The organism is Natrinema sp. 74, assembly GCF_046097095.1.
In the GTDB taxonomy this organism is placed as follows: domain Archaea; phylum Halobacteriota; class Halobacteria; order Halobacteriales; family Natrialbaceae; genus Natrinema.
Window position 1 is genome coordinate 1,764,727 of the sequence record NZ_CP175698.1, and the last position, 26,316, is coordinate 1,791,042.

Annotated in this window: 24 protein-coding genes; 11 read left to right on the forward strand and 13 right to left on the reverse strand. The window is 65.8% G+C overall.

All coding sequences use genetic code 11. From position 1 onward, the window contains the following. Positions 1-322 precede the first annotated feature (322 nt). On the forward strand, positions 323-2,110 hold the full coding sequence (locus ACJ70B_RS08790) for a Cdc6/Cdc18 family protein (RefSeq protein ID WP_408960017.1): 1,788 nt from the start codon (positions 323-325) through the stop codon (positions 2,108-2,110). A 233-nt stretch (positions 2,111-2,343) separates the two neighbouring features. On the opposite strand, the gene ACJ70B_RS08795 is transcribed toward ACJ70B_RS08790, so the two are convergent. Beyond that, positions 2,344-3,288: a S26 family signal peptidase gene (locus tag ACJ70B_RS08795; protein ID WP_408960018.1), complete on the reverse strand. Its 945-nt coding sequence runs from the start codon at positions 3,286-3,288 to the stop codon at positions 2,344-2,346. A gap of 90 nt (positions 3,289-3,378) precedes the next feature. Then, complete coding sequence (locus tag ACJ70B_RS08800; protein ID WP_408960019.1) at positions 3,379-4,236, reverse strand: S26 family signal peptidase; 858 nt, start codon at positions 4,234-4,236, stop codon at positions 3,379-3,381. A 136-nt stretch (positions 4,237-4,372) separates the two neighbouring features. On the opposite strand from ACJ70B_RS08800, the gene ACJ70B_RS08805 reads away from it, so the two are divergent. Further along, positions 4,373-5,965: a DNA-directed DNA polymerase II small subunit gene (locus ACJ70B_RS08805; protein ID WP_408960020.1), complete on the forward strand. Its 1,593-nt coding sequence runs from the start codon at positions 4,373-4,375 to the stop codon at positions 5,963-5,965. Between the two features lie 160 nt (positions 5,966-6,125). On the opposite strand, the gene ACJ70B_RS08810 is transcribed toward ACJ70B_RS08805, so the two are convergent. Continuing rightward, entirely contained in the window at positions 6,126-6,563 is a 438-nt protein-coding gene (locus ACJ70B_RS08810; RefSeq protein WP_408960021.1) for a hypothetical protein, read from the reverse strand. A 213-nt stretch (positions 6,564-6,776) separates the two neighbouring features. Here ACJ70B_RS08810 and ACJ70B_RS08815 point away from each other — a divergent pair, with 213 nt between their 5' ends. Continuing rightward, positions 6,777-7,955 carry an aspartate kinase gene (locus ACJ70B_RS08815; RefSeq protein ID WP_408960022.1) on the forward strand — a complete coding sequence of 393 codons (1,179 nt, stop codon included), beginning with the start codon at positions 6,777-6,779 and terminating at the stop codon, positions 7,953-7,955. A 156-nt stretch (positions 7,956-8,111) separates the two neighbouring features. Then, positions 8,112-8,522 carry a hypothetical protein gene (locus tag ACJ70B_RS08820; protein ID WP_408960023.1) on the forward strand — a complete coding sequence of 137 codons (411 nt, stop codon included), beginning with the start codon at positions 8,112-8,114 and terminating at the stop codon, positions 8,520-8,522. A gap of 62 nt (positions 8,523-8,584) precedes the next feature. On the opposite strand, the gene ACJ70B_RS08825 is transcribed toward ACJ70B_RS08820, so the two are convergent. The 5 genes from ACJ70B_RS08825 to ACJ70B_RS08845 all read right to left on the reverse strand — a co-directional run bounded on the left by ACJ70B_RS08825 (position 8,585) and on the right by ACJ70B_RS08845 (position 11,197). After that, positions 8,585-8,953, reverse strand: coding sequence for a hypothetical protein (locus ACJ70B_RS08825; RefSeq protein ID WP_408960024.1), 369 nt, complete (start codon positions 8,951-8,953; stop codon positions 8,585-8,587). A gap of 108 nt (positions 8,954-9,061) precedes the next feature. Continuing rightward, entirely contained in the window at positions 9,062-9,496 is a 435-nt protein-coding gene (locus tag ACJ70B_RS08830; protein WP_408960025.1) for a GNAT family N-acetyltransferase, read from the reverse strand. 3 nt (positions 9,497-9,499) lie between these two features. Beyond that, a complete protein-coding gene (locus ACJ70B_RS08835) occupies positions 9,500-9,652 on the reverse strand; it encodes a hypothetical protein (RefSeq protein WP_408960026.1) in 153 nt (50 codons plus the stop codon). 75 nt (positions 9,653-9,727) lie between these two features. Continuing rightward, positions 9,728-10,009 carry a ubiquitin-like small modifier protein SAMP2 gene (gene samp2, locus ACJ70B_RS08840; protein ID WP_408960027.1) on the reverse strand — a complete coding sequence of 94 codons (282 nt, stop codon included), beginning with the start codon at positions 10,007-10,009 and terminating at the stop codon, positions 9,728-9,730. A gap of 93 nt (positions 10,010-10,102) precedes the next feature. Beyond that, complete coding sequence (locus ACJ70B_RS08845) at positions 10,103-11,197, reverse strand: polymer-forming cytoskeletal protein (protein ID WP_408960028.1); 1,095 nt, start codon at positions 11,195-11,197, stop codon at positions 10,103-10,105. 132 nt (positions 11,198-11,329) lie between these two features. Between ACJ70B_RS08845 and ACJ70B_RS08850 the strand changes: the two genes are divergently transcribed. After that, the gene (locus tag ACJ70B_RS08850) at positions 11,330-12,331 is read left to right on the forward strand and encodes a replication factor C small subunit (RefSeq protein WP_408960029.1); all 1,002 of its coding nucleotides are present in this window, start codon (positions 11,330-11,332) and stop codon (positions 12,329-12,331) included. Between the two features lie 20 nt (positions 12,332-12,351). Here ACJ70B_RS08850 and ACJ70B_RS08855 read toward each other — a convergent pair whose 3' ends face one another. Next, positions 12,352-14,481: a GAF domain-containing protein gene (locus ACJ70B_RS08855; protein WP_408960030.1), complete on the reverse strand. Its 2,130-nt coding sequence runs from the start codon at positions 14,479-14,481 to the stop codon at positions 12,352-12,354. A 199-nt stretch (positions 14,482-14,680) separates the two neighbouring features. Between ACJ70B_RS08855 and alaS the strand changes: the two genes are divergently transcribed. From alaS to ACJ70B_RS08875, 4 genes are all read left to right on the forward strand, one after another. After that, on the forward strand, positions 14,681-17,455 hold the full coding sequence (alaS, locus tag ACJ70B_RS08860) for an alanine--tRNA ligase (protein ID WP_408960031.1): 2,775 nt from the start codon (positions 14,681-14,683) through the stop codon (positions 17,453-17,455). 69 nt (positions 17,456-17,524) lie between these two features. Next, on the forward strand, positions 17,525-18,310 hold the full coding sequence (locus ACJ70B_RS08865) for an alpha/beta fold hydrolase (RefSeq protein ID WP_408960032.1): 786 nt from the start codon (positions 17,525-17,527) through the stop codon (positions 18,308-18,310). A 262-nt stretch (positions 18,311-18,572) separates the two neighbouring features. After that, a complete protein-coding gene (locus ACJ70B_RS08870) occupies positions 18,573-19,817 on the forward strand; it encodes an AMP-binding protein (RefSeq protein ID WP_408960033.1) in 1,245 nt (414 codons plus the stop codon). 99 nt (positions 19,818-19,916) lie between these two features. Beyond that, the gene (locus tag ACJ70B_RS08875; protein ID WP_408960034.1) at positions 19,917-20,642 is read left to right on the forward strand and encodes a type 1 glutamine amidotransferase; all 726 of its coding nucleotides are present in this window, start codon (positions 19,917-19,919) and stop codon (positions 20,640-20,642) included. 215 nt (positions 20,643-20,857) lie between these two features. Here the strand turns inward: ACJ70B_RS08875 and ACJ70B_RS08880 are convergent, their stop codons facing one another. Continuing rightward, positions 20,858-23,071: a heterodisulfide reductase-related iron-sulfur binding cluster gene (locus ACJ70B_RS08880; RefSeq protein ID WP_408960035.1), complete on the reverse strand. Its 2,214-nt coding sequence runs from the start codon at positions 23,069-23,071 to the stop codon at positions 20,858-20,860. A gap of 180 nt (positions 23,072-23,251) precedes the next feature. Between ACJ70B_RS08880 and ACJ70B_RS08885 the strand changes: the two genes are divergently transcribed. Then, positions 23,252-23,842, forward strand: a complete 591-nt coding sequence (locus ACJ70B_RS08885) for a conditioned medium-induced protein 4 (RefSeq protein WP_408960036.1) — start codon at positions 23,252-23,254, stop codon at positions 23,840-23,842. A 223-nt stretch (positions 23,843-24,065) separates the two neighbouring features. Continuing rightward, positions 24,066-24,749, forward strand: a complete 684-nt coding sequence (locus ACJ70B_RS08890; protein WP_408960037.1) for a hypothetical protein — start codon at positions 24,066-24,068, stop codon at positions 24,747-24,749. Here the strand turns inward: ACJ70B_RS08890 and ACJ70B_RS08895 are convergent. The 3 genes from ACJ70B_RS08895 to ACJ70B_RS08905 are packed head-to-tail and all read right to left on the reverse strand — an operon-like array spanning position 24,746 to position 26,208. Then, the gene (locus ACJ70B_RS08895; protein WP_408960038.1) at positions 24,746-25,333 is read right to left on the reverse strand and encodes an L-threonylcarbamoyladenylate synthase; all 588 of its coding nucleotides are present in this window, start codon (positions 25,331-25,333) and stop codon (positions 24,746-24,748) included. The two genes, ACJ70B_RS08890 and ACJ70B_RS08895, sit on opposite strands and share 4 nt — an antisense overlap. A gap of 54 nt (positions 25,334-25,387) precedes the next feature. Next, on the reverse strand, positions 25,388-25,903 hold the full coding sequence (locus tag ACJ70B_RS08900) for a redoxin domain-containing protein (protein WP_408960039.1): 516 nt from the start codon (positions 25,901-25,903) through the stop codon (positions 25,388-25,390). After that, positions 25,903-26,208, reverse strand: a complete 306-nt coding sequence (locus tag ACJ70B_RS08905) for a glutathione S-transferase N-terminal domain-containing protein (protein WP_408960040.1) — start codon at positions 26,206-26,208, stop codon at positions 25,903-25,905. Before ACJ70B_RS08905 ends, ACJ70B_RS08900 begins: the two co-directional genes overlap by 1 nt. Positions 26,209-26,316 lie beyond the last annotated feature (108 nt).

Here is a 26,316-nt window from a genome sequence, read left to right on the forward strand (position 1 = left end):
CCATCGATAACTCGTGAGAGTAAATCTCCTCGCGTGCGATGGCTTGCACTGGCTACTTGCTCCCCTCCAATTCGGCTCGAGTCGTCTCTTCAGCTGGAATCGATCGACCGAAGTCGCATCGAACGAGCGCCGGTATTGGCTCCGTACTGATAGCGGGAAAGGAAGAATTTATTAGCGTACTTTTCCTCTGCTTCGTTTGCATCAACTGGACCCGAGCCTGATCTTGAGAACAACAGATCAGCGTCTAGAGGCCGTCAAACCGTTATATTTCCGGCACCCGGTTCGGCGCTCCACTCGAAATAAGGGGGTATGTGTACGACGAATGTCAGACGACGATTCAGAGATCGCGGATTCGGACGAGGTCGAAATCGACGGAACGAGCGGGTTCTCGACGAACTTCGAGAACGCGAATCTCGACGACGAGGAGTCGAACCAAGGACTGTTCGACGATCTACTCAGTGGCGAACCGATCTTCGAGAACAAGGAGGTCCTCCGCCCGTCCTATACGCCACACGAATTACCCCATCGGAGCGATCAGATCAACAAAATGGCGACGATCCTCGTCGCCGCGCTCCGTGGGGAGACGCCCTCAAATATCCTCATCTACGGGAAAACGGGGACCGGGAAAACGGCAAGTGCGAAATTCGTCAGCAAGGAACTCGAGAGCACGTCCCAGAAGTACAGTGTCCCCTGTGACGTCGAGTACATCAACTGTGAGGTCACCGACACGCAGTATCGCGTCCTCGCACAACTCGCAAACAAGTTCATCGAGAAGAACAAGGGACGAATCGACGACCGAATCGCCGAACTCGAGTCATTGCTCGAGGCCCTCGACGACTACGACGCGTCCACCGCGCGCGAATCCGGCGCGGACGACGCGACAGGTCCGGCGACGAATTCGACGGCCTCGGACCCGTTCGATTTCGTTTCCGACGAGGAGAGAGAGTCCCAATCCGACTCGGACATTTCACCTGGAGATGGAACTCGACCGCAGTCTACCGATTCTCCACCCGAAATGGAGGGGTTTGCCGACGGCGAAGCCCCGTCGGGGATCGACGGCTCGTCCCGCCCGGACGTCGCTGGAGACGATCCTCGTTCCGACCGCGACCCTGCAACTGATACGACGGCGCTGCCGCCAGATCACCCCCTCGAGTCGACGCCGTTCGACGAGCGCGACGAGGTCGAGGATCGGATCGCGGAACTCGAAGACGACAAGGACTCGTTCGAGGAGGTCCCGATGACCGGCTGGCCAACCGATCGGGTCTACAGCGTCTTCTTCGACGCCGTCGATTACGACGAACGAGTCGTCGTCATCATGTTAGACGAGATCGACAAACTGGTCGAGAAGAGCGGCGACGACACGCTCTATAATCTCTCGCGGATGAACTCCGAACTCGAGAACTCGCGGGTCTCGATTATCGGTATTTCGAACGACCTGAAGTTCACCGACTTCCTCGATCCCCGGGTCAAGTCGTCGCTGGGCGAGGAAGAAATCGTCTTCCCGCCCTACGACGCGAATCAGCTCCGGGATATCCTCGAGCACCGGTCCGAAGTCGCGTTCAAGGGCGGCGCGCTGTCGGCAGACGTGATCCCGCTGTGTGCGGCCTTCGCCGCGCAGGAACACGGCGACGCGCGACGCGCGTTGGATCTGTTGCGGACCGCCGGCGAACTCGCCGAGCGCTCCCAGGCCGAGACAATCGTCGAGGAACACGTCCGGCAGGCCCAGGACAAGATCGAACTCGACCGCGTCGTCGAGGTCGTCCGTACCCTCCCCACCCAGAGCAAACTCGTCCTCTTTGCGATCATCTTGCTCGAGAAAAACGGCGTCCACAGCATCAACACGGGCGAGGTGTTCAACATCTACAAGCGCCTCTGCGAGGAGATCGACGCGGACGTCCTGACCCAGCGCCGAGTCACAGACCTCATCAGCGAACTCGACATGCTGGGGATCGTCAACGCCATCGTCGTCTCGAAGGGCCGCTACGGCCGGACCAAGGAGATCAGCCTCTCGGTGCCACTTGAGGAGACGGAGGCCGTGCTCCTGAGTGACTCGCGACTGAGCGACATCGACGACGTCCAGCCGTTCGTTCAGGCCCGATTCGAGAATTAGGCGGCGAGAGAGAATTAGGCGGCGAGAGCAAGAGCACTCGAGAGCGACCTGCAACCGCTGAGTCAGTATCGGAGCCACCGCAGCGGCCACGGCCGCCCCGTCTCATCCCTTCGTTCGACTCGAGTGTTCATCGGAGCCGTTGCTTCGCCTCGGTTGCCGTGTTTTTCGCCTCGCTTACCGTTTATGATGGAGGTGTATCAGCGCCGAATGGAACGAAGAATTCCGACGACGATTCAGTGACGATATCGACCGACGGCCACCGCGGTTCCGACACCGGCAACGGCGGCCGCGCCGGCGAATTCACCGTCGAACCCGGGGCCGGCGGGAACGGGGCTAGCGGTGGTCGATGTCGTCGCTTCTGGGACCGATCCCTGAAGGGCCGGGTCCGAGGGCGCTGTCGGAACGACCATTCCGCCAAGGAGTTTATCGAAGGTCAGGCGGACGTTGCCGAGCCATGGGATGCGGTACTTTGCCTTCCCGGTGATCCACTCGGGTTTAACGATGTCGCTGACACCGGCTCCGTACTGGTCATACCCGTCATTGGCGTCCCCTTTTGTGACGAACCCGGCGTACTCTGCGGGGCACGAGCTGACTTCTGCGCAGGTCGCATCGCCAATGATCTCCTCGCTGGCCTTCGTCTTCACCCAGTTTTCTCCCTCTTCGACCCAGAAGCGGGCCCGATGGATCACCGGTGTCTCCGTTGGATCACCATTAGGTTGATAGACGATTACGTCTCCCGCCATCCCGAACTTCGTATAGCCGTTCTCCTGTCCCTGCTTGAGAGTGACGATGCCAGTCCCTTGGACGGCACCGTCACCGGTGAAACGCCCCTCCTCGGTGATGAAGACGAGATCACCGGTGTGCATGTGTGGCTCCATACTGCCGCTCTCGACGGCGACGAGCGGAGGCCAGATGCCGCTGATTCCGAATAGCAACAGACCGACGGCGGCGACGATAGCGACGCTGCTCAACACATCGCGAACCATCATGACGTTCTCGTCGTTGGTCTTGAGAAACCAGCGGACGATCCCGTCATCCTCGATCGTCACAGGGTCTGCGTCGGCGGTGGACCGCGATGGGCCGCTTGACGCTCGAGACGGCTCAACGCTTCCGTCCTGTCGGCCGTGATCGTCGTCGCCGGGACCGTCAGGCGGATTCCCGGGGCTAGAACCGCTCATCGTCACCCGTTTTGCTGGGCCAGACAATCAACTTTCTGTTCGCCGGAACGCAAAACGCGGTGCCACGAGCCGTCCAGTCCGATCTGACAACTACTCCGAACTGGAAAGTGCAACCGCCCCAGACACGACGACGAGGATCGATCCGATGGCGGTCACCGGGCGAATCGGACCGAGTATCAACCGAACGTCGCCGATATTCGGTGCCCTGACCATCGCCTTGCCGGTGACCCAACCGGGACTGACGACCGTGGTCTCGGCTCCCGAGCGCGGCAACTGGTCGTACGCCGGGTTGGCGTCACCTTTCGTCACGAACCCGTCGTGGGGCGCTGGACACGAAGCGATGTCGGCGCAGGTCGCACCGTTGAGGTATTCGGAATCGGCTTTCGTCCGTACCCAGTTTTCCCCCGCTTCGACCCAGAAGCGGGCGCGGTGGATCACCGGTGTCACGGTCGGATCGCCGTTCGGCCGGAAGACGATCACGTCACCCGGCTTGTCGAACTGCCGATAGCCGGTTTCTCGCCCCTGCTCGAGGGTGACGATGCCCGTCCCGTCGACGGCACCCTCGCCGGCGAACCGTCCTTCTTCGACGACGAAGACGAGATCGCCGGTGTGCATGTTCGGCGCCATGCTCCCGCTCTCGACGGCGACGAGCACCGGAAACTGGCCGCTAATCCCGAACAGCAGGAGGCCGACGACGGCGACGATGGCGAGGCTCGTCAGGACGGTGCGAACTGCCGACATCGTGCGGTTGTCGGTCTCGAGAACCCAGCGGACGAGCCCGTCCTCGATTCGGACGGACTCTTCGTTTTGGGTCCGAGGCGATGTCTCGGCCGGCGGTCCGCGGCCGGCAGCCGAGGTGCTATCGGCCGGGTTCGCGCCGGACCCCGAGCGGTCGCCTCGAGCGTCAGAACGAGGGCGAGTCGGTTCGCCGCCGTCGCGACCGTTCATCGGGCACCCGTTTCTCGGTCCACGCCATCAACCTTCCGACGAATCCCACCGTTTCGTCGCCGGCGGTTCCTCGTCTCGTTACCCGACGGCGCAGGGATTCGCTACCCTTTTGCCGTCGCTCGCGAATGTCTGGTCTGTGCCACTCGAGGCCCCGGCTCGGATCGTCAGCGAACTCACAACCCGCGGATACAACGCAGAGCGCGAGGCGGTGACCCGTCTCGCCGCCGCTGAGGATCCGAGCGCGGCGCTCGAACGCGTCCTCGAGGATATCCCCGACGACGCGCTGGTCGTTCAGGCCGATCACGTGACGGCCGCACTCTCGACGGAGGGTGTCGCCGGACAGGGGCTCGCCGATGGGGGGGCTGTCGATGCGACTATCGCGGACGCGGATGCGACTTCTCCCCCGAACGCGACCTCCTCCGTTTCAACCGGAACTGACCGCCCTCCGGCCGGTGAAGCGGCCGCTCACTCTCCAGTTGAAACGGAGGGGTCTTCCCGCATCGAACGGGCCGTCGATCCCGACCAGCGGTCGCTCGAGATCGTCGGCGATATGACCGGTGAGAGCACGGGGACCGGCGAGTACAGCGACTTCGTCTCCGTCTTCCGCGACCGACTCGACAGGCTCGGAGGGAAACTCCGGGGACGGGTCAACCACCGGCCGGCCTCGGCGATCCAGAGCATGCCCGGCGGCAGCGAGGCCGCGATGGTCGGACTGGTCAACGACATTCGGTCGACCGCCAGCGGCCACTGGCTGATCGAACTCGAGGACGCGACCGGGACGTTCCCCTGGCTCGTGATGAAAGACCGGGAGTACGTCGACCGCGTCGACGAACTGCTTTGCGACGAGGTGTTGGCGATGGAGGGGACTCTGGCGGACGACTCGGGGATCGCCTTCGTCGATTCGATGTACTTCCCGGACGTGCCCCGGACCCACGAGCCGTCGACGGCCGATCGCCACGTGCAGGCGGCGCTGATCAGCGACGTCCACGTCGGTAGCCAAGAGTTCATGGAAGACGCCTGGAACGCCTTCGCCGACTGGCTCCACACTGAAGAGGCCCGCCACGTCGAGTATCTGTTGCTCGCGGGCGACATGGTCGAAGGCGTCGGCGTCTACCCGGATCAGGACGAGGAACTCGACATCGTCGACATCTACGAGCAGTACGAGGCGTTCAGCGAGCACTTAAAGAAGGTTCCCGGCGACATCGAGATCGTCATGATCCCCGGCAACCACGACGCGGTCCGCCTCGCGGAACCCCAACCCGGATTCGACGAGGACCTCCGGGAGATCATGTCCGCCCACGATCCACAGATCGTAAGCAATCCGTCGACGGTGACTCTCGAGGGCGTCTCCGTCCTGATGTACCACGGCGTCTCGTTAGACGAAGTGATCGCGGAACTCCCCGAAGAGAAGGCCAGCTACGACGATCCTCACAAAGCGATGTACCACCTCCTCAAGAAGCGCCACGTCGCCCCGCAGTTCGGCGGCCACACGCGACTCGCGCCCGAGGAGCAGGACTACCTCATCATGGAGGAGGTGCCTGACATCTTCCACACTGGCCACGTCCACAAACTCGGCTTCGGCAAGTACCATGACGTCCTCGCGATCAACTCCGGCTGCTGGCAGGCCCAGACCGACTTCCAGAAGAGCGTCAACATCGACCCCGACGCCGGCTTCGCCCCGATCGTCGATCTGGACACGCTCGACGTGACGGTCCAGAAGTTCTCGTAACGAAATTTTGCCCTTCGGTCGCGTCGAAGCCGCTCCCTCGGCAACATTTCGATCAAAAGCCTCCTCCCTCTCCGTTAGGACGGTCGTCGGCCTGCTCGCTCACCCTTCGGGCTTGCTCGCGGTACAATTCCTTGCCTCGAGGAGTTCCGCTCACGTTCTCCTACGGCTCGAGTTGAAACCGGACCGTCGGCGAGCCGTCGAACCGCGGGCCGCGGCCGCGCCGTTCGAAGCCGAGTTCCTCGGCGGCGCGGTGAACAGGATCGGCGTCCTGTGCGGCGAGCACTTCGACGGCCATCGACTCGCGCTCGGCGAACCGAACGGGTTCGGCCAGCAACCGTTCACAGGCCTCGCTCGTTCCGTCGAGTTGGGTGACGTGAACGGTGTCTTCGCGCGCGTCGAAGCTGATAAATCCGAGCAGATCCTCCGGATCCGAGCCGTCGTACTGCGAGTCCGAGATGTCGGCGTTCGGATCGTGGTTTCCGTCCTCGGCGACGCGCACCGTCCGGTCGTGGACGAGATTTCGCATCACGTCGGTTGGGGAGTCCGCGATCGACGCGAGCGCGTCGGCGTCGGCCTCGAGTGCGTCCCGTACGTTCATCGACGTATGGTAATGCCGCGCACGACAATAAATCCCGGTCGCGACCGGGCACACGACCGCCAGCCGGCGAACCGACTGCGGAGGTACGTCCGACCGCTTCGAAACCCCGGATGGGAAAACCGCCGACGATTGGACACAGTTATCTGCCCGCTCTGGTAACGGTTCGGGTATGAGTCACAGCATCGCAGTGTGGACCCTCCACGAGGTGGCAGTATGCGCGTCGTAGCCAAGTTCGGCGGCACGAGTCTCGGCAGCGGCGACCGGATCAATCGCGCCGCGGACTCGATCGCCGCGGCCGTCGAGGACGGCCACGAGATTGCCGTCGTCGCCAGCGCGATGGGGTCGACCACGGACGAACTGCTCGACGAGATTACCTTCGAGACCGACGAGGCCGACCGCGCCCAGATCGTCAGCATGGGCGAGCGGACGTCGGTTCGGATGCTCAAGGCCGCGCTGTCGGCCCGCGGCATCGACGCGACCTTCTTAGAGCCGGGCAGCGAGGACTGGCCGGTCGTCACCGACGAGTACGGCGAGGTCAACGTCGAGGAGACCCAGCAACGGGCCGCGGACGTCGCCGCCGAGATGGACGAAACGGTGCCGGTCGTCACTGGCTTCCTCGCGGAGGGGCCGGACGGCTCGATCACGACGCTTGGCCGGGGTGGCAGCGACACCACGGCGGTCATGATGGGTAAATACATGGACGCCGACGAGGTCGTCATCGTGACCGACGTCGAGGGCGTCATGACCGGCGATCCCCACGTCGTCGAAGGGGCCCGCAACGTCGGCGAGATCTCCGTCGACGAACTTCGCAACCTCTCGTTTCGCGGGGCCGAAGTTGTCGCCCCCTCCGCGCTGTCGTACAAAGATGGCACGCTCGACGTACGCGTCGTCCACTACCAACACGGTGACCTCCTCTCGGGCGGGACGAGTATCGAAGGCGAGTTCCGAAATCTCGTCGATCTCCGCGAGCGGCCCCTGGCCTGCCTGACCGTCGCCGGCCGCGCGATCCGCAACCAGCCCGGCATCTTCAACCACCTCTCGGAGGCACTGGCCGAGAGCGACGTCAACATCGACGCCGTCGCCAGCGGGATGGACACCGTCACGTTCTATATCGACGAGGAGGAGGCCGAACGCGCCGAGAACATTCTCCACCGCGAGGTCATCGCTCGCGACGAACTCTCTTCTGTCACCGTCGACTCGCCGGTCGCCGTCGTCCGCGTGACCGGCGGCGAACTCCCCAATCAGCCGGGGATTATCAGCGAGATCGTCAATCCGCTCGCCGAGGCCCGCATCCAACTCAACGACATCATCACGAGCGCGACGAGCGTTGCCCTCTTCGTCGACTGGGACGACCGCGAGGAGACCCTCGAGCTCACCCAGGACCTGTTTTAGCTCCGCTCGAGTCGCTCGTTCGATCGCCGCCGTCGACTCTCGGCCTCGAATCGCGAACCGATATGGACTCGTGACTATCGTTGCAGTGACTGCAACACACTGTCAGCAGCCGGTAACGGCATCGTAACGAAGAGGGGAAACGGTGCCATCAGCGCTATGAGCAGCGAACCGACAGTGACGGAGGTCTTCGAGGAGATCGAGCCCGACCCGGACGCGATTCTCGGGGCGTCCGATGCGGATTCCCCCGAAGCCGTCTTCGAAGGAGGCGGTGAGCACGATCAGACGCCCGCCGAGGTCGACGCAGACGACGTGACCGCCGCCGAGGTGTTCGCCGGCCTCAAGGCGACCTCGCTCGAGGTGGCCGCTGCCGACACGACGGACGAACCGGCGACCGCGACGGCCGCTCACCGCGAGTCAGCGTCTAGAACGTGTGCCGACGCCGCGGGTGACTGGACGCTTATCGGTCCCAGGCCGACGGAAACGAGGATCGAAAACGACGCGTTCGGCGGCGTCGACTTCGAACCGACCGGCAACGCGACGGGCGAGTTCATCTGGTTCGAAGCGTAGTCGGTGTCAGTCCGTCGAGACGGCGTTTCTCCTCGAGCACGCAACCGAGCGCCGAGGTCGCGCTACAGGCTCGCGATGACGCTGCGGGCTCGGTCTCGAAGCGTCGGTTCCGGCTCCGGTTCGGACTGGGCGCGGAGCCGCTGTCGGGCGAGCGACCGAACACCGCGCGAGGCGGCATCGGAGGTCGCGATGTCGGCCGCCCATTCCGGTAGCTGGGACTCAAGATCGCGCCGTTTCTCGGCCTTGATTTTGCTGAACCGGCGCAGTACTAACCCAGCACCGAGGAACAGCCCGGCGTCGAGCAACTCGCGCCGAAACCGCTCTCGATCGTTTCGGACCGCGATCGCTTTCACCAGCGAGAGCGCACCGATCGCCAGGTAGACCTTCGAACTCTTCGACGGATCGCCGCTGAGCATCCGTTGGAGCGCCATGCGAGGGATGGCTACCACGTTCCGTCGGATAAAGTTGCGCCGGCAGGAGACGGCCCATTGAACGGTCCGGCCGCCGCGCGCTCGACTCGCGAGTCGCACCGTCGACGATCAGGCGCGCTCTGTCGTCACCGCGACGCCGCGGTTTCGTCGCTCGTCGATCGGCTCGATCGAAAACCCCAGCCGCTCGTAGAATGGGCGCACGCCGTCGTCGAACCGGGCCGTGAGCCGTCCCTCGCGCTCGAGAGCCCGCTCGATCAGCGCGCGGCCGATCCCCCGGCCCCGGTGACGACGCCGGACGCCGATCGCGCCGACGTGCGCGCCGGAGCCGGTCGCTATGGGCTCGAGGACGGCCGTGCCGAGGATCCGCTCGCTGCCGTCGTCGCCGCTGCCGTCGTCACGACTCACTCCGCCCCGTCGATCGCCCGCGACGAGGACGTCACCGTCGGCAATTCGGCCCTCGACGTCGCCGGGCTCGAGCAACGCGGCGTCGAGGATCCGTCGGACCTCGAGGGTGTCGTCGGGGGTGGCGGTGCGGACGAACATGGGTCAGGACCAGCGGTCGGCGCGGGCCGATAGGGCGTCGATGTCGGTCGTCTGCAGGGCCGTCGGCGCGACCGACGCGGTCAGCTCCGATAGCGCGAGCGGAGCCGGTTCCGGCTCGACGGTCGACGGGGACTCCTCGGTGGGGTTGCGACGCATACCTTCCCTTCTGCCCGATCCGGGAAAATTGCCAGGCTTTCACCGTCCCGCGTTCCCGGTCCCGTCCGTCGGTCGTCAGCTCGGCTCGTCGCTCGACGAGGCATCGCTGCCGCCTTTGATGAGCCGCAGGACCGTCACCTGCTCGCTCTCGACCGGTCGATCCTCCGGCACCGGCCGGCCGTCGACGAGGACGCTGACCTCGTGGGGGCTCAAGTCGATCTCGCGTAGTAGATCCGCGTAGGTCGGCTCTGTGCCGGCCGCGGAGCCGCTGGCGCTCTCCTCGGCCGCGGCGTCTGCCACCGCCTCGAGCTCGAGTTCGTACGTGTCCTCGCCCTTGACGTCGACGGTGACGTGCATACCTCGGGTTACGGGAGGACGCTTTTGAGCGCGTCGCTCCGCGGGGCCGACACGCCCGTCGCGGTCGGTCCGCGATCGGTCCGCGGGTCCGCGTCAGTCGGTCGTCGGTTCGTCCGGACCGGGACCGACTCGTCGATCGCGCTCTCGCTCTCGCGCCCGCCGCCGGTGGCCGTACAGCCCGCGGGCGATCGCACCGAGTCCCAGCAGGAGGAAGACGACGTTGATTGCGCCGCCGACGAGAGGAAGCCTCGAGAGGGCGGCCCCGCCGATCAGCCCCACGACGAGCGCCAGCCAGCGATTTCCGAGCCCGATCGCCGAGAGGAGCCACGCCGCGACGGCGAACTGGCCGTAGACGGTGCTGATCCACAGTAATAGGGCGAACGCGATCGCACCGAGGATCGACAGCGGAATGCCGATGACGGTGATTGCGAGCGCGATCAGCAGTATCGGAATCCCGACGAAGACGCCGAGTCCGACCAGCCCGGAGCGCAGCGGCCCCGTCGCGACGTTGTCGGCGACGCCGGCGGAGAACCGCGGGAACAGCGCGAGCAGGGCGGCCCCGAGCAGCAGGTTCACCGCGAGGGCGTAGATCGCGAAGAGCCACGACGCGAACGGCTGGATCGCCGGCGCAACGTCGACGCCGAGCGAGGAATCCTCTTGAATGTCACCAGCGACCGCATCGGTGTTCCCCTCGAGGTCCCCGTCGTATCGCAGATCGCCGGCGATCGAGGCGGTATCGCCCAGTCGGATCGTGTCGGCCCCGATCACTGCGTCGCCCTCGAGCGTCCCGTCGATGATCACGTTCCCCGCGCCGGCCGTGAACTCGCCGCCGACGGTGCCGGACTCGGTGACCGTCACGCTTCCACCCGCGGTCTCGACGCCGCCGTCGACGGCTCCGGCGATGGTCACGCTCCCGCCGGCCGCCTCGAGGTCGCCGGTGACCTGGCCCGTGTCCGCGACCGTCACGTCGCCCCCGACGGCGCTGACGTCGCCGGTGACGGTGCCGCGGACGACGACGGTTCCGCCGAACGCCTCGAGGTCGTCGACTGTCTCCCCCTCTTCGACCACGACCGTGCCGCCAGCCTGTGCGCCGGACTGAGCGGCGGTCGTCATCGGAACGATACCGATGACCACGACTGCGACCAGCAGCGCGACGACGAGCCGTGATCGGTGGTTCTCCCCTTCCATGAGTCGCCCTCCGACGAGCAAATAGAAAAACGTGTTACGCAGGTATCAGTATCCGTGCCGGTTTCCGTCGGCCGCGCGAGACGCGAGAGACACCTTCGGGCGATTTATCTTGCGCCCGCCCCTTCGACCGGTATGAGCGAGGCCGACGCCGAGGCGGCGGAGCCGACTCCCGGGAAGACGGAAGTTTGGATCGAGAAATACCGACCGGAGCGGCTCGACGAGATCAAGGGCCACGAGAACATCGTCCCGCGGCTTCAGAGTTACATTGCGCAAAACGACCTTCCGCATCTCATGTTCGCGGGGCCGGCCGGGACCGGGAAAACCACCGCAGCGCAGGCAATCGCCCGTGAAGTCTACGGTGATGACTGGCGCGAGAACTTCCTCGAGCTGAACGCTTCCGACCAGCGCGGAATCGATGTCGTCCGCGAACAGATCAAAGACTTCGCGAGCACCGACTGGAGCGGCCGAAAAGGGTACAAACCGGCGATCATCTTTCTTGACGAGGCCGACGCGCTGACCTCCGACGCCCAGTCGGCGCTTCGCCGGACGATGGAACAGTTCTCCAACAACACGCGCTTTATCCTCTCGTGTAACTACTCGAGCCAGATCATCGACCCGATCCAGTCGCGGTGTGCGGTCTTCCGGTTTACCGAACTCACCGAGGAGGCAATCGAGGCCCAGGTCCGCGAAATCGCCGACACCGAGGACATTCAGGTCACCGACGACGGCGTCGACGCCCTGGTCTACGCGGCCGACGGCGACATGCGCAAAGCGATCAACGCCTTGCAGGCCGCGGCCGTGATGGGCGAGACCGTCGACGAGGAGACCGTCTTCGCGATCACCGCCACCGCCCGCCCCGAGGAGGTCGAAGCGATGGTCGACCACGCCATCGACGGCGACTTCACCGCCGCCCGCGCCGCCTTGGAGGACCTGCTGACCGACCGCGGGCTGGCCGGCGGCGACGTGATCGACCAACTGCATCGCTCCGCGTGGGAGTTCGACATTCCCGAACAGGCGACCGTGCGACTGCTCGAGCGACTCGGCGAAGTCGACTACCGGATCACCGAAGGCGCGAACGAGCGCCTGCAACTCGAGGCGATGCTGGCGTCGCTGGCGCTCGAAGACGAGGTATAGCCGTCCGACAACGGTCTCTTTTACGCTCCGCCGTGAGCGTCGACTCCCCGGAACGCGAACGCGATCCGCCCCTCGTCCTCGGCGACGCCGACGTTCCAGCCGTGGGCGTCGGCGATGCGTTCTACCGCATCGAGCCCGACGCCGGTGCCGTCGGTCGCGACCAACCGGTCGGGAACGGGGCCCGTCTCGAGGTCGCGGCCACCCTCGACGGCCGCCGCGTCGGTCTCCGGCGACCGCCGGACGACGTAAAAGCCGTCGTCGGTCGCGCCGATGGTGACCACCGCCGTCGCATCGCCGTCACTGGCGCTCGCGGCCGACGTCTCGTCGCGCTCGCCCATCCCATCGGCGACGGCCTGAAAAAGACACTCGAATAGCTCCCGGAGTTGCGCCTTGTCGGCCTCGAGGACGCGATTCTCGGGCGCTTCGGTGACGAGCCGCGCGTCGCCCGTTTCGACGGCGACCCAAGCCTGCCGGGCCAGATCGTGGACGGCGACGGGTTCGGTGTCGACGATCACGTCGTCTTCTCGTGCGACCGTGACCAGTCGATCGACGAGGTCGCGGAGCCGTCCTTGCGCGTCGTCGACCGCCGCGACGTGCTCTTGGTCGCCGGTCTCCGCGGCGAGGTCGAGGTAGCCACAGGCGACGTTCAGCGAGGTTCGAACGTCGTCGTCGACCAGCTCTGCGATCGTCTCGAGGCGCGATTCGGCGGCGGCCAGTTCGCGCTCTCGGCGGTTAGACTCGGTCACGTCGCTGTAGACGATCAGTCCCTCGGAGTTATGGTCGGCGGCGTCGGCCGCACCGCTCTCGGCCTCATCACTGCCGCCGTCGCCGTCGGCGCTCGCCTCGAGCGGGATCAGCGTCAGCAGGAACTCGCGGACGCCGTCTGCAGCCTCCCGGCGGCTAACGAGCTGGCGGCGCTCGCCGGATCGCAGCGCCTCGAGCAACGCCGCCCGCCGGTGCTCGAGTCCCGACGGGACGGTGTCTTCGTCGACGGGCCGGTCGACGACCGATTCGCGCTCGGTGCCGAAGACTTCGGTGAAGGTGTCGTTGACGGTCTTGACGACGGGTCGGCCGGCGTCGACCTCATAGCGGATCGCCGGTTCGGGGACGTTTTCGAACAGCGACCGGTAGCGGTCGCGTTCGGCGGCGACCTGGTCTCGTTCTCTGGCGATTCGATCGCGTTCGGCCGCGAGCCGATCTCGCGTCTCCCGCAGGCGTTCGATGTCGTCCCGGCTCGCCTCCGCGTCGATCCGTTCAAGGACCGCAGCCGCGACCCGTCCCCACGTCGACAGCAGGTCGACGTCGCGCTCGTCGAACGTGTTCGGCTCGTCGGCGGCGACCTGCAGAACGCCACCATCGCCGACGGGCACGCAACACAACGATCCGACTCCCTCGAGCGGGGCGTCCAGTCGGTCGTCGGCTGCGAGGTCGTCGATACGGATCGGCTCGTGTGTCTGCAGAGCGTCACCGAGCGGGCCCGTCCGCGCGACGGGCTCGAGGTCGTCGTCCGAAACCGCCGGCGCGGTCGCCCGCGGGACGAACTCGCCGAAATGGACCGTCGACAGCCAGCATCGGTCGTGATCGCAGGCGTCGGTCGCGGCCTCGATCACCAGTTCGAAGAGCCGATCGCGGTCGCGGCAGGCGGCGAGTTCGGGGAGTGACTCGAGGAGCCGCTCAATCGGCCGGTCGCCCGCGACCGTCTCGCCGGCCGCGACGACCGGTTCCGGTCCGTCCTCGGTTTCCGAGCTGCCCGCACCGGCGTCGTGACAGACCCACTCGATCTCGTCTGCGAGGTGTGCGACGGCGTCGTCGGTATCGCGACGGACGTAGCCGTCGATCCCGTTGGTCGACCGGGCAGCCGTCGGCGCGTACGACGCCTCGGAAAAGAGGAGCAGCGGCGTCTCGTCGCAAACGTCGGCCACCTCGAGCAGGGACGACCCCTCGGGAGTCGTCGGCGTCTCGGCGAAGACGACGCAATCGACCGCCGGCACACAGTCACGAACGCGCTCGACCGTCGTCGCCGGCTGGACGGCGTGGTCGGATTCCGTACCGACGTTCTCGAGCGCCGCAGCGCCGTCGCTGGCCGCCGCGTCGGTCGCGGCGACGTAGAGGATCGTCCGAGGTCGCGCGGTCGCTTGAGGCTGCGTCATTCTGTCGGGATCGGTGACAGTCTATCTGCTCCGACTCGTTACACCGTTAAGATTCTACTGGACGTCTCGGCGCTCGAGTCGGACACCGACATCGCCGGTCGCTCCCGTCCGACCGCGGTCCGCCGGGTCGCGGCCGACGATACGTTCGTGGGGCGGTTTGCGGAACTGTTTTACGCGCTGCAGGGCCACTAGATGCGTAATGAGCGAACTGGCGGAGGAATACCGCCTCGAGTACTTCGAGGAGGAAGGGTTCGAGCGCAAGGAGTGTCCGGAGTGTGGCGCTCACTTCTGGACGCGCGACAGCGACAGGGTGACCTGTGGTGAGCCGCCCTGCGAGGAGTATGGCTTTATCGACAATGCCGGGTTCGACGAGTCGTACGATCTCGCAGAGATGCGCGAGGCCTTTCTCTCTTACTTCGAGGCCAACGATCACGAGCGAATCGATCCCTATCCGGTCGCGGCAAACCGCTGGCGCGACGATGTCTTGCTGACCCAGGCGTCGATCTACGACTTCCAGCCGCTGGTGACCAGCGGCGAGACGCCGCCGCCGGCCAACCCGCTGTGTGTCTCCCAGCCCTGCATCCGGATGCAGGACATCGACAACGTCGGCAAGACCGGCCGACACACGATGGCCTTCGAGATGATGGCCCACCACGCGTTCAACACGCGCGAGGACGCCGCGGACGAGTACGCCTACGAGGGCGAGGTCTACTGGAAGGACCGCACCGTCGAACTCTGCGACGGCTTCTTCGACTCGATGGGCGTCGACCTCGACGAAGTCATCTACATCGAGGACCCGTGGGTCGGCGGCGGCAACGCCGGGCCCGCAATCGAGGTCATCTACCGCGGCGTCGAACTCGCCACGCTCGTCTTCATGTCCATGGAGCAAGACCCCGACGGCGAGTACGAGATGAAAGACGGGAACCGCTACAGCCCGATGGACACCTACATCGTCGACACCGGCTACGGGCTCGAGCGCTGGACCTGGGTCTCTCAGGGCACCCCGACCGTCTACGAAGCAGTCTACCCCGACATGATCGCCTTCTTGAAGGACAACGCGGGGCTCGAGCACACCGACGACGAGGAAGCCCTCGTCCACCGCGCCGCCAAACTCGCGGGCCACATGGACATTGACGAGGCCGAGGACATGGAGACCGCCCGCAGCGAGATCGCCGCCGAACTCGGCGTCGACACCGGCGACCTCGAGGCCCTGATGGATCCACTCGAGGACATCTACGCCATCGCGGACCACTGCCGAACGCTGGCCTACATGCTCGGCGACGGCATCGTCCCCTCGAACGTCGGCACGGGCTACCTCGCGCGGATGGTTCTGCGCCGGACCAAACGGCTCTGTGACACCGCCGGCGTCGACGCGCCGCTCGACGAACTCGTCGATATGCAGGCCGAGCGCCTAGACTACGAGAACCGCGATACGATTCGGGACATCGTCCGCACCGAGGTCGAGAAGTACCGCGAGACGTTAGAGCGCGGCGGTCGCCGGGTCGAGACGCTGGCCGAAGAGTACGCGAAGAAGGGCGAACCGATCCCGACCGACGAACTGATCGAACTCTACGACTCACACGGCATCCAGCCGGACATGGTCGCGGAGATCGCCGAAGAGACCGGCGCGGAGGTCGCCGTGCCCGACGACTTCTACAGCCTCGTCGCGAAGCGCCACGACACGCCCGACGCCGTCGCCGAGGCCGAGGAAGGCGAAGACGAGCGCTTCGACGATCTCCCGGAAACGGAGAAGCTCTACTACGACGATCAGGAGCGCACGCAGTTCGAGGCGGTCGTGCTGGACGTCTTCGAGCGCGAGGAGGGCTACGATGTCGTCTTGGATCAGACGATGTTCTACCCCGAAGGCGGTGGCCAACCGTCGGACACGGGGACGCTCTCGACGGACGACACGACCGTCGAGATCTCGGACGTACAGATCGCCGACGGCGTTATCCTCCACCGAACCGACGAGGACCCGGGGAAGGGCGAACTGGTCAACGGCCAGATCGATGGCGATCACCGCCGACAGCTCATGCGCCACCACACGGCGACCCACATCGTCATCCACGCCGCCCGCCAGGTACTCGGCGAGCACATCCGGCAGGCCGGCGCCCAGAAGGGCGTCGAGAGCTCGCGGATCGACGTTCGCCACTACGACCGGATCTCTCGCGAGGACGTCAAGAAAATCGAGGACCGCGCCAACGAGATCGTGATGGACAACACCACCGTCTCTCAGGAGTGGCCCGACCGCCACGACGCGGAGGCCGAACACGGCTTCGACCTCTATCAGGGTGGCATCCCGCCGGGCGAGCAGATCCGCCTGATTACCGTCGACGAAGACGTTCAGGCCTGCGGTGGCACCCACGTCGCCCGCACCGGTGAGATCGGCACGATCAAAGTGCTCTCCACGGAGCGCGTCCAGGACGGCGTCGAACGGATCACCTTCGCCGCCGGCGAGGCCGCCATCGAGGCGACGCAGACGAAAGAGGACGCTCTCTACGCGGCCGCCGAAATCCTTGACGTCTCGCCCGAGGAGGTCCCCGACACCGCCGAGCGGTTCTTCGAGGAGTGGAAAGACCGCGGCAAGCAGATCGAGGACCTGAAAGAACAGCTCGCCGAGGCCCGCGCCGGCGGCGGTGGCGGCGGCGAGGAAGTCGAGGTCGGCGACACGACCGCCGTCGTCGACCGGATCGACGCCGACATGGACGAACTCCGCGCGACGGCAAACGCCCTCGCCGAGGACGGCAAGATCGCCGTGCTCGGCAGCGGGGAGAGCGGTGCTCAGTTCGTCGTCGCCGTTCCCGACGGCGTCGGCGTCAACGCAGGCGAGGTCGTCGGTGAACTCGCCGCCAAGGTCGGCGGCGGCGGCGGCGGTCCGCCGGACTTCGCTCAGGGTGGCGGCCCCAACGTCGAGGACTTGGACGACGCCCTCGAGGACGCCCCCGACGTGCTGCGGCAGGTCCTGAACGCCTGATCGACACGCGCCGGTCCGTTCCAGTCGAAACCGTTCCCTTCTTTCACCATCCGTCCCCTCGGGTCGTCCATGCCGACTGCATCGAACGGGAACGTCTCGCTGTACTACGACCGCGCGGGCGAGGGCGACCCGGTCGTCTTCGTCCCCGAGGCCAGCCTCGGCGGTTGGCTCTGGGGCTGGCAACACGCCGCCGTCGCCGGCCCCTACGAGGCCGTCGTCTGGGATCTCCGGGGGACCGGCCGCTCGGACGCGCCGGTCGGCCCCTACGACCTCGAGACGCTCGTCGCCGATCTCGAGGCGGTCCTCTCCGATTGTGGCTTCCGTAACGCCCACCTCGTCGGCTGTGGCCTCGGCGGTGTGGTCGCGCTGGCGGCGGCCCGGACTTCGACTCGCGTCGCGACGCTTTCGCTGTTCGGGACGGCGGCGCGGGGCGAGGCCTTCGACCTCGAGCCCCTCTTTGCGTCGCCGGACGATCGAGGCGCGCTTCGCCGATCGCTCGAGGCGGGGCTCTCGGCCGACTTCTGCGAGGCGCACCCCGACGTGCTCGACGGCATCGTCGACTGGCGGGCCGAGGGGGATGCCGACCGCGCGGGCTGGGCGGCCCAAGTCGCGGCGCTCGAGGATTTCGATGCGACCGAGTGGCTGGTGGAGGTCACCCAGCCGACGCGGGTGTTCCACGGCGGGGCGGACGACCTGGTCTCTCCCGACGCGGGCCGGGACCTGGCACGGGGGCTACCCCGCGGGGAAGCCGTCGAACTCGAGGGGGCGGGCCACCTCTGTTTCGTCGAGCGCTCGCGGACGGTCAACGATCGGTTGCTCGGGTTTCTCGAGGCACAGACGGACGATTCTCAGTAGCTGCGCTCGGCCGGGGGATTCCGGAGTCGCACCTGTGAACCGTCGGACGGGAACTGTCCGTCCACGAGCCGCCGGTTCGGTCCCGCGCTAACGTTCGCTCGCTGCGCTCGTTCACTCATCCCTCGCGTTTCGAGCAGCGCGCCGAACCGGTGATGGTGGACTCGGTCGTCGACTGGGCGTCCTCGAGCCTCGCCGACCATCGCCGGCCGTGCTTGCGACTGACCCCCGACCTACTACGTGCTCGAGCGTGGGAGAGTCGGCCGTGACCCTCTCGCTGGCTCGTCGGGCCGAGCACTTCCCGGATCGGACGGCGGTCGTCGACGTCTCCGAGGATCGGCTGTACGCCCCCGCGGAGACGATCGACGAGGATCGGGTCTCCTACGGGGGGTTGTCGACGATCGCGACGTGGACGGCCGAGCGGCTCTCGACGCGCGGCGTCGGCTCGGGCGACACCGTCTGTCTCGTCACGCGCAACCGAGTCGCTTCGCTCGCGCTGCTTTTCGCCTGTCGACGGCTCGAGGCGACCTTCGCGCCGGTCTCGCATCTCCTGACGCCCGCATCGGTCGAGCGGCCGTTCGACGTCCTCGAGCCGGACCTCGTCGTCGGCGAGGCGGCCCAGCGAGACCTGCTGCGGTCGCTCCCGTTCGATCGGGTCGTGACGCTCGAGGAACTCACCGAGACGGAGCGCGATTCCGTCGACCTCGACGGCCGGCGGACGGACGCGAGCCCGTTGTTGGCCCTCCACGGCGACTCGGGACGGCCGATCGCCGGGTATTCAGCCGATTCCCTCGAGCGAAACTGCCTCACGGCCGTCGTCGCGTGGGGACTCGCCGCGACCGACGTCGTCCCCCTCACGACGCCGCTGTCGACCGCCCACGGGCTGCTCCGCGTCGCGTTGTCGACGCTGTACGTCGGCGGGACGCTCCTGCTCGACCGCGCGTTCGACCCCGGCGACGCCGCGACCGCGATGGCCGCCGAAAACGCGACGTTTCTGGCCGGTCGCGAGACGGCGATTCAGGATATCGCCGCCGAAACCGCGTTCGACGACGCGGCCGACTCGCTCGAGCGCGTCATCTGCGAGGGACCGGCCGCCGCCGATGTCGTCGCCCCTTACCGAGAGCGAGACGTTTTGGTCGCGCAGGCGTACGGCCGCCTCGAGTGCCCGACCGCGCTGAGTCAGGGGTTCGATGGCGACCGGGACGGCTCGAGCGACGACGATCCCGATGTCGGCCGCCCGGTGCCGGACTGTCGGGCCCGACTGGTCGACGAAGCGGGCGATGCGCTCGAGGGTGTGGCGACCGGCCGGCTTCAGCTTTCGGGACCGGTGGTCGCCGACGGCTACGTCACCGCTGCCGGGACCGACGACGACAACTGGTATGAGCCGGCCGACCTCGAGAGCGCCGAGTACGACGCGGCCGACGAGCGCGGCCGGTACGTCGACGGCTGGTTCGACACCGGCAAGCGGTTCCGCCGGGACGAGGGCAAGCGCTACTACCTCGGTGATTGACGGTGACGTGGTGGTCGACCGCGCGGCCGCCGTCGGCGGTCACGGCAACGACGGCACCGTGCGCAAGGCCTATTCTCCTCGAGTCGCCACTAGCGTCCAATGAGGCAGCTCCGAATTGCCGTCCTGAACGCGGCCCATCGGGACGAGAACACGACGCGGAACTTCCGGCGTGAACTCGACGCCTCGCTGGCGGAGTTCGACGCCACCGACGGCACGGTCCCCGACGATTTCGACTACGACGGTGCGGTGGTCACCGGCTCCCGCGCCTCGGTTTACTGGGACGACGATTGGATGCAGCCGGTCAAAGCGTGGGTCGGCGAGGCGATCGACCGCGGCGTTCCCTTCCTGGGCGTCTGTTGGGGCCACCAGCTACTGGCCGACGTCCTCGGTGGCACCGTCGCTGACATGGGCGTCTACGAGGTTGGCTACAGCGAGATCGAGCACACCGACGACTCGCGACTGTTCGACGGCATCGACGACACCTTCCTCGCCTTTACCAGCCACTCTGACGAAGTCGCCGAACTGCCACCCGGCGCGGAGCCACTGGCCGAGAACGAGTACTCAAACCACGGCTTCCGCAACGACCGGGTCTTCGGCGTCCAGTTCCATCCCGAGTACGACACCAAGACCGCCCGCGAACTCGTCCACCGCAAGGAACTCTCCGACGAACGCCGCGAGACGATCCTCGACGAGATCACCGAAGAGAACTATCAACGGGCCTGCGAGGCGAAACTCGTCTTCGAGAACTTTCTCGAGTTCGTCCGCGAAACGAAACGGGTCGATGCTGCCGCCGACGCTTCGGCTTCGGTCGGCCGTTCCGACTAGTCGCTGAATCACCGCAGGTAGCTAGTTTTCCCCCCACGGCACTCGAACGTTCGACACGAGCGGATCGTTCGAGTCGAAAGACGAAGTAGGCGACCAGTTCCGTGACGGTTCTTCGCCATAGCTGAACGGTCGGTACCGTACGACCGATGGCTGTTTTTGCGAACACACTGCGAGGAACGCGAGTCGATCGGAGAAACAGCGCGGCTAAGAGCCGATCAGTCGGCGGCGACTTCGACCTTCGCCTCGTCTTCCTTGCCGATGGCCTCGACGATGAGTTCGGCCACGTCGACGATCTCGATCTCGTCCTCGTAGCCGCCGGTCTTGCGGCCGTCCTCGTACATCGTCATGCACATCGGGCAGGCGACGACGAACTTCTCGACGCCGCTGCCGGCGTCGGTGTCCTCGAGCGCCTCCCGAATGCGCTCTTCGCTCGGCTTCGGTTCTTCCTCGAAGTCCATCCAGAGGCCGCCACCGCCGCCGCCACAGCAGAAGGAGTTGCTGCGGTTGCGGGGCATCTCGTCGAGTTCACAGCCGGTCGCTCTGATGAGTTCGCGCGGGGCCTCGTACTCGTCGTTGTACCGGCCGAGGTGACACGGATCGTGGTAGGTGACCGTGTAGTCGAGTTCGGTACCGGTGAGGTCGAGTCGCCCGTCCTGGACGAGTTCTTCGACGGCCTGGGTCCAGTGGAGGACGTCGATCTCGCCGTCCTCGTTCCACTGCTCGTCGTACTCGAAGGGCATCATCGGGTCGTCCGAGAACTCGTCGAAGTTGACCTCCGGATATTCGTTCTTGAACGTGTTGTAGGAGTGGGGGTCCGTACAGACGATCTTGTCGAACTCGCAGTCCTCCCACGTCTCGACGTGGTGGCCGGCCAGTTCGACGTAGAGCAGTTCCTCACCGACGCGGCGGATGTCGTTGCCGTCGAACTTCTCGTCGTCGAAGAGGATGCCGAAGCTGACGTCGGCTTCCTTGAGGATCGTCGCCAGCGAGCGGGCGACCTGCTTGTTGCGCTCGTCGTAGCTCGGGAAGTCGCCGACGTACCAGAGGTAGTCGACCTCCTCCTCGCGGGCGTCGGTGACGTCGAACTCGAGGTCGTCGGCCCAATCGCCGCGGTTTCGCGGCGAGTCGCCGAAGGTGTTGCCGTTTTGCATGACGTTCTGGAAGACGTCTTGCATGCTCGAGGAGACGTCGCCCTGATCGGTCTGCTGGCGGTTGAGTCGGGTGAAGCTCTTGAGGTGTTCGATCTCGACGGGGCAGGCGTCCATGCAGGCCATACAGGCCATACAGGAGTCCATCGTCTCCGAATTGATGACGCTCGTGCCGCCGTCAGCGATGATCGGTTTCTCTTCGCCGCCGGCGTCTACCTCCTCGCGGTAGGATTTGAGGTCGAGGATGACGTTGCGCGGGTCGAGCGGGCGATCGGAGGCCTTGGCGGGACAGACAGACGAACAGCGACCGCACTTGGTACAGGCGTCCTGGTCGAGAATCTCTTTCCAGGTGAAATCGTCGATGGACTCGGCGTTGGTTGCGTCCAGATCAGAGGGGACGTTCGGCAGGCGCTGGCCGGCCTTCTCGTCCCGGGTGACGACGTTTGCGAACGAAGAGATCATGTGGAACGGCTTGGCGTAGGGGATCCACGCGATGAAGAAGAAGGCGATCAGGGAGTGGGACCACCACGTGAGCCAGTGGAGCGTCTCGGCGTTGGCACCGAGATTCGCGACCGCGCTGTACTCCGGGCCGCCGTTCAGTGCCTGCTGTGCGGCGCCGGTGGTCGGCAGCCCGAGTCCGTCGAACAACAGCGCGAGCCCGTAGCCGACGAAACTGACGATCTCGTGGTCCGGGAACCCCGAGATGTAGATCCGGAATCCCTCGAGCAGGAAGCCGCCGATACCGAGCGCGAACAGCGTCCAGATGAAGAGGTCGTCCTCGGTGGATGTGTGGCGGTCCCAGAGCCGGTGATTACGGACCCAGTAGCGCCGGTACATGGCCATCCCAATGCCGACGACGAACAGCAGGCCCATGGCGTCGACGATGAACGAGTAGGCGAGATAGAAGTCTCCCTCCCAGAACGTCATATGCAAGATTTTCTTGGCCGCGTACTCGTCGATCATCAGAATGGATGTTGCGATAAACAGCGTCAGGAATCCCCAGAGAATAAACGAGTGCATCAGCCCGCCGTAGAGATCCCGGTTGAACTGTTTCTCGTTCGAGAGCACGATCTTGGCCGCGCTCGCGATGCGATTTTGCAGGTCGTCGACTCGGGGGAACGAATCGTCGTCCCCCTGCGCGTAGCGGGCGAACCGCCGGTAGACGCCGTACGCGAAGACGGCCACCGTGATAAACGCGAGGAGGTAGAACACCGCGTACTCCACGCTGGTGATTCCCCAGTACGTCTCTCTCGAGACCTCCGTTTGCGCTATGGTGTTCATGTCCATTGAGGGGGAAGGCTATAACTTAGTTCTTGCCACACCGTCTGGTAGACGACCTCCGCGCCTTCTTGCGAAAATTTGCATACTATTCCGAGTTTATAATAATTGTACGTGTTTTATCTGGTAGCCGATGCAGGTCGGCAACAGGCTTAAATAGCCGCCCGTCGGGAGTGTCCATCCATGAACGACAAGACCGAGGAACTTCGAGACATCTTCACCAACGTCACCGACGGCGAAGAAACCGTCACCGAGTCGCAGGAAGACACCCGCGGCTCCCTCGAGCGCGACGAACGGACCGACGAGGAGCGCCTCGAGAGCGTCGTCACGCAGATGCGCGAACGCTACGCGTTCGAGACCGCCCTCTCAGACGATGACCTGATCGCGGTCGCCAGAGGGTTCTACGACGATCGGAGCGATGCGGAGATCGCGGACGAGATCGACGCCGACGGAGACGCGGTCTTCGAGGCCCGGATGTCCCTCCATCTGGTGGGCGAGGACGACGCCGACGAAGTCGACCTCGTGGCGATCCGCGACCGCGAGGAAGACGACGCGACGCTGGCCGACGAATACGACGTCAGCGAGGCGCAGATCCGCCGCTACCGCCGCATCGCCGAAGCCCAAGACCAGTCTCGAGCCGCCAACGACCGCTACCGCGACGAGTTCGACAGCATCCTCGCCGACGCCGAACTCTCCGAGCGGATGACGACCGACGTTCGCGAGGACGGACTCGAGGATGCGACCGAAGGGATGGAGACCGACGTGGACTTCTAAGCGACGACGGTTTTTACTCTCAGATCGGCCTCCAGCCGACCGCTCGAGCAAAAAACGTCGATGAAAAAGGCCGAGCGCTCGCTCTGCTCGCGCTCGGTACGATCACGTGTACCGCATCCCCGTCACGAGGAGGATAACAGTGCTCGTTCTGCCTCGAGCACCCTGTGACGTTCGCTGCCGATTTCGGCGAGACTTCTTATACCAAGCCGCGGCCAGACGGCCCGTGACCCGTACGCACGTTTCGTTCAGCGATCTGCGGACCGCCGCCTACTGCCCGCGGAAGTGTTATTATCAGCGGGCGCTGCCCGACGAGGATCGCGAGCCGCCACCGGAGGTCGAGGCGATCCGCGGCCTCGAGCCCCGGTACGAAGCCCTCCTCGAGGCTCTGCCGGACGACCTCAAGCGCGAGCCGATCGCCGTTTCGCCCGTCAGATACCGCGATCGACTGGCATCCACCCGCGACCGACTCGCGGATGCGGGCCACTGGGACCGACTCCGGGAGCCCGACGATCGAGATGTCTTCGCCGCCGGCCGCCACTGCCGGGGCGTCGTCCACAAGGTGCTCGCGGAACCGCTCGAGCCGGTCGTGATTTCGACGGGCGAGCCGCCCGAGAACGGCGTCTGGGAGCCACAGTCGGTCCACGCCGTCGCGGCCGCGAAGGCGCTGGCCTGGGAACACGGCGAGTCGGTCGAGCGAGCCTGGCTCGAGTATCCGGCCTACGGCGAGATCCGCTCGCTCGACCTCACGACTCGTCGGAAGGCGCAGTATCGACGCGCGCTTCGTGCAGTCCGCGAACTGGACGGCCCGCCGGCGCGGACGACCAACCGTTCGAAATGCGAACCCTGCGAGTTCGCCACAGAGTGTGGCGTCAAAACGAGAACGCTGCGATCGATGCTGGGTTTCTAGTGGGTCTCGAGCCAGACCTCGATCTCGTCGGCCATCGCGCCGCGGCGGTGGATCGTTTCGCTCGAGACGTCGACGACGGTGCTCTCGGTCCCGCCGTCAGTTTCCCCGTCGTCGAGGACGACGGCTGCGGCCTCGCGGATCTCGGGATCGAGGCCGGCGACCCGTCGGGCGCTTGCTCGTCCGCTGACGTTCGCGCTCGTCGACGTGATCGGCGTCCCGGCTCGCTCACAGAGTCGCAGCGCGACGGCGTGGTCCGGCACCCTGACTCCGACGCGGTCCCGCCCCGCCGTGAGGTCGTCGGGGACGGACTCACGTCGCCGGCAGAGGACCGTCACGGGGCCGGGGAGAAACGTCGCCATGAACCGCCGCTCGCGCTCGGTCGCACGGACGTGCTGCAGCGCCGAGGGAACCGACGGCACGGCAAACGACAGTGGCTTGGACCGATCCCGGCCCTTCGCCTCGAAGACCCGATCGACGGCCTCGGGATTGAGCGCGGCCGCACCGAGCCCGTAGACGGTCTCGGTAGGATAGACGACCAGTTCCCCGGACGTGATCGCCTCGGCTGCGCGGTCAAGTTCGCTCATTCGGTTCGAAATCGGTCTATTTCGGCCAAAAAGCTATCGTTCGGGATGCGACCCTCAGGCGAGGCCGAGTTCGGACTCGAGGTCGTCGTAGTCGGGGAAGTCGGGCCAGTCGGTGGCGACCCACGCGCCCTCGACGGTGCGGTCGGCGTCGAGGGCGAAGAAGGCGACGCGGGGTTCGCTGACGCCGGTCATGCCGTCGAGGTCGTGGGCGATCCCGTACGACTCGGCCACGTCGTTGCCGGGGTCGGTGAAAAAGCGGAAGGGGTAGTCGTTGTCCTCGAGGAACCGCTTGACTCCGTAGGGGGTCGAGGCCGTGATACCGACGACTCGGTCTGCGCGCTCGTCCCAGTCACGGTCTGCGAGTTCGTCCCAGACGTATTTCGCGACGAACGAGCCGGTCATCGGCGTGAAGACGAGGACCGTCGTTCCGTCGGTTTCGCCGACCAGTTCCGAGAGGGTGCGGTCCTCCCAGAACTCGTCGGAAACGAGCGGGCGGGTGAAGTCGGGCGCTTCCGCGCCGGGCTCGGGGTGGTCCGTCGGGCCCAACTCGACGACGTCGAACTCCGGCATCAGTCGTCACCCCCCGCGTCCGCAGCGGCCGTATCGGGGCGGTCGCCCTCGCCGTAGGTCGACTCGAGGTAGTCGACGATATTTGCACTTTCCGCCATAGTGACGCCGGTGTTCTCGTCGACGACGACGGGAACGGTTCGGACGCCGGCGACGCGCTTGACGACGTTCCGTTCGGAGTGCATCGGTTCGACGAACCGCGATCGGTACGAGAGGTCGTACTCGTTCAGCCGCCGGGCAACTCGTTCGCAGAACGGGCAGCCCTGGAGCCGGTAGAACGTGATCGGTGGATCGTCGGTCGCGCTCATACACGACCGTAGGGCAAACGGCCGGGTAAACGTGTCGTCGCCGGCGGCGATGGCCGTCATTGACCGTCAAATGGGAAACGGTTAACCGATCCAGCCATAACGCTGTAC

What these genes read in the sequence shown, in the direction of transcription:
- ACJ70B_RS08790 (WP_408960017.1), top strand. Translation starts at nt 323, where the DNA reads ATGTCAGACGACGATTCAGAGATCGCGGATTCGGACGAGGTCGAAATC.
- ACJ70B_RS08795 (WP_408960018.1), bottom strand. Translation starts at nt 3,288, where the DNA reads ATGAGCGGTTCTAGCCCCGGGAATCCGCCTGACGGTCCCGGCGACGAC.
- ACJ70B_RS08800 (WP_408960019.1), bottom strand. Translation starts at nt 4,236, where the DNA reads ATGAACGGTCGCGACGGCGGCGAACCGACTCGCCCTCGTTCTGACGCT.
- ACJ70B_RS08810 (WP_408960021.1), bottom strand. Translation starts at nt 6,563, where the DNA reads ATGAACGTACGGGACGCACTCGAGGCCGACGCCGACGCGCTCGCGTCG.
- ACJ70B_RS08815 (WP_408960022.1), top strand. Translation starts at nt 6,777, where the DNA reads ATGCGCGTCGTAGCCAAGTTCGGCGGCACGAGTCTCGGCAGCGGCGAC.
- ACJ70B_RS08820 (WP_408960023.1), top strand. Translation starts at nt 8,112, where the DNA reads ATGAGCAGCGAACCGACAGTGACGGAGGTCTTCGAGGAGATCGAGCCC.
- ACJ70B_RS08825 (WP_408960024.1), bottom strand. Translation starts at nt 8,953, where the DNA reads ATGGCGCTCCAACGGATGCTCAGCGGCGATCCGTCGAAGAGTTCGAAG.
- ACJ70B_RS08830 (WP_408960025.1), bottom strand. Translation starts at nt 9,496, where the DNA reads ATGTTCGTCCGCACCGCCACCCCCGACGACACCCTCGAGGTCCGACGG.
- ACJ70B_RS08835 (WP_408960026.1), bottom strand. Translation starts at nt 9,652, where the DNA reads ATGCGTCGCAACCCCACCGAGGAGTCCCCGTCGACCGTCGAGCCGGAA.
- samp2 (WP_408960027.1), bottom strand. Translation starts at nt 10,009, where the DNA reads ATGCACGTCACCGTCGACGTCAAGGGCGAGGACACGTACGAACTCGAG.
- ACJ70B_RS08845 (WP_408960028.1), bottom strand. Translation starts at nt 11,197, where the DNA reads ATGGAAGGGGAGAACCACCGATCACGGCTCGTCGTCGCGCTGCTGGTC.
- ACJ70B_RS08850 (WP_408960029.1), top strand. Translation starts at nt 11,330, where the DNA reads ATGAGCGAGGCCGACGCCGAGGCGGCGGAGCCGACTCCCGGGAAGACG.
- ACJ70B_RS08855 (WP_408960030.1), bottom strand. Translation starts at nt 14,481, where the DNA reads ATGACGCAGCCTCAAGCGACCGCGCGACCTCGGACGATCCTCTACGTC.
- alaS (WP_408960031.1), top strand. Translation starts at nt 14,681, where the DNA reads ATGAGCGAACTGGCGGAGGAATACCGCCTCGAGTACTTCGAGGAGGAA.
- ACJ70B_RS08865 (WP_408960032.1), top strand. Translation starts at nt 17,525, where the DNA reads ATGCCGACTGCATCGAACGGGAACGTCTCGCTGTACTACGACCGCGCG.
- ACJ70B_RS08875 (WP_408960034.1), top strand. Translation starts at nt 19,917, where the DNA reads ATGAGGCAGCTCCGAATTGCCGTCCTGAACGCGGCCCATCGGGACGAG.
- ACJ70B_RS08880 (WP_408960035.1), bottom strand. Translation starts at nt 23,071, where the DNA reads ATGAACACCATAGCGCAAACGGAGGTCTCGAGAGAGACGTACTGGGGA.
- ACJ70B_RS08885 (WP_408960036.1), top strand. Translation starts at nt 23,252, where the DNA reads ATGAACGACAAGACCGAGGAACTTCGAGACATCTTCACCAACGTCACC.
- ACJ70B_RS08895 (WP_408960038.1), bottom strand. Translation starts at nt 25,333, where the DNA reads ATGAGCGAACTTGACCGCGCAGCCGAGGCGATCACGTCCGGGGAACTG.
- ACJ70B_RS08900 (WP_408960039.1), bottom strand. Translation starts at nt 25,903, where the DNA reads ATGCCGGAGTTCGACGTCGTCGAGTTGGGCCCGACGGACCACCCCGAG.
- ACJ70B_RS08905 (WP_408960040.1), bottom strand. Translation starts at nt 26,208, where the DNA reads ATGAGCGCGACCGACGATCCACCGATCACGTTCTACCGGCTCCAGGGC.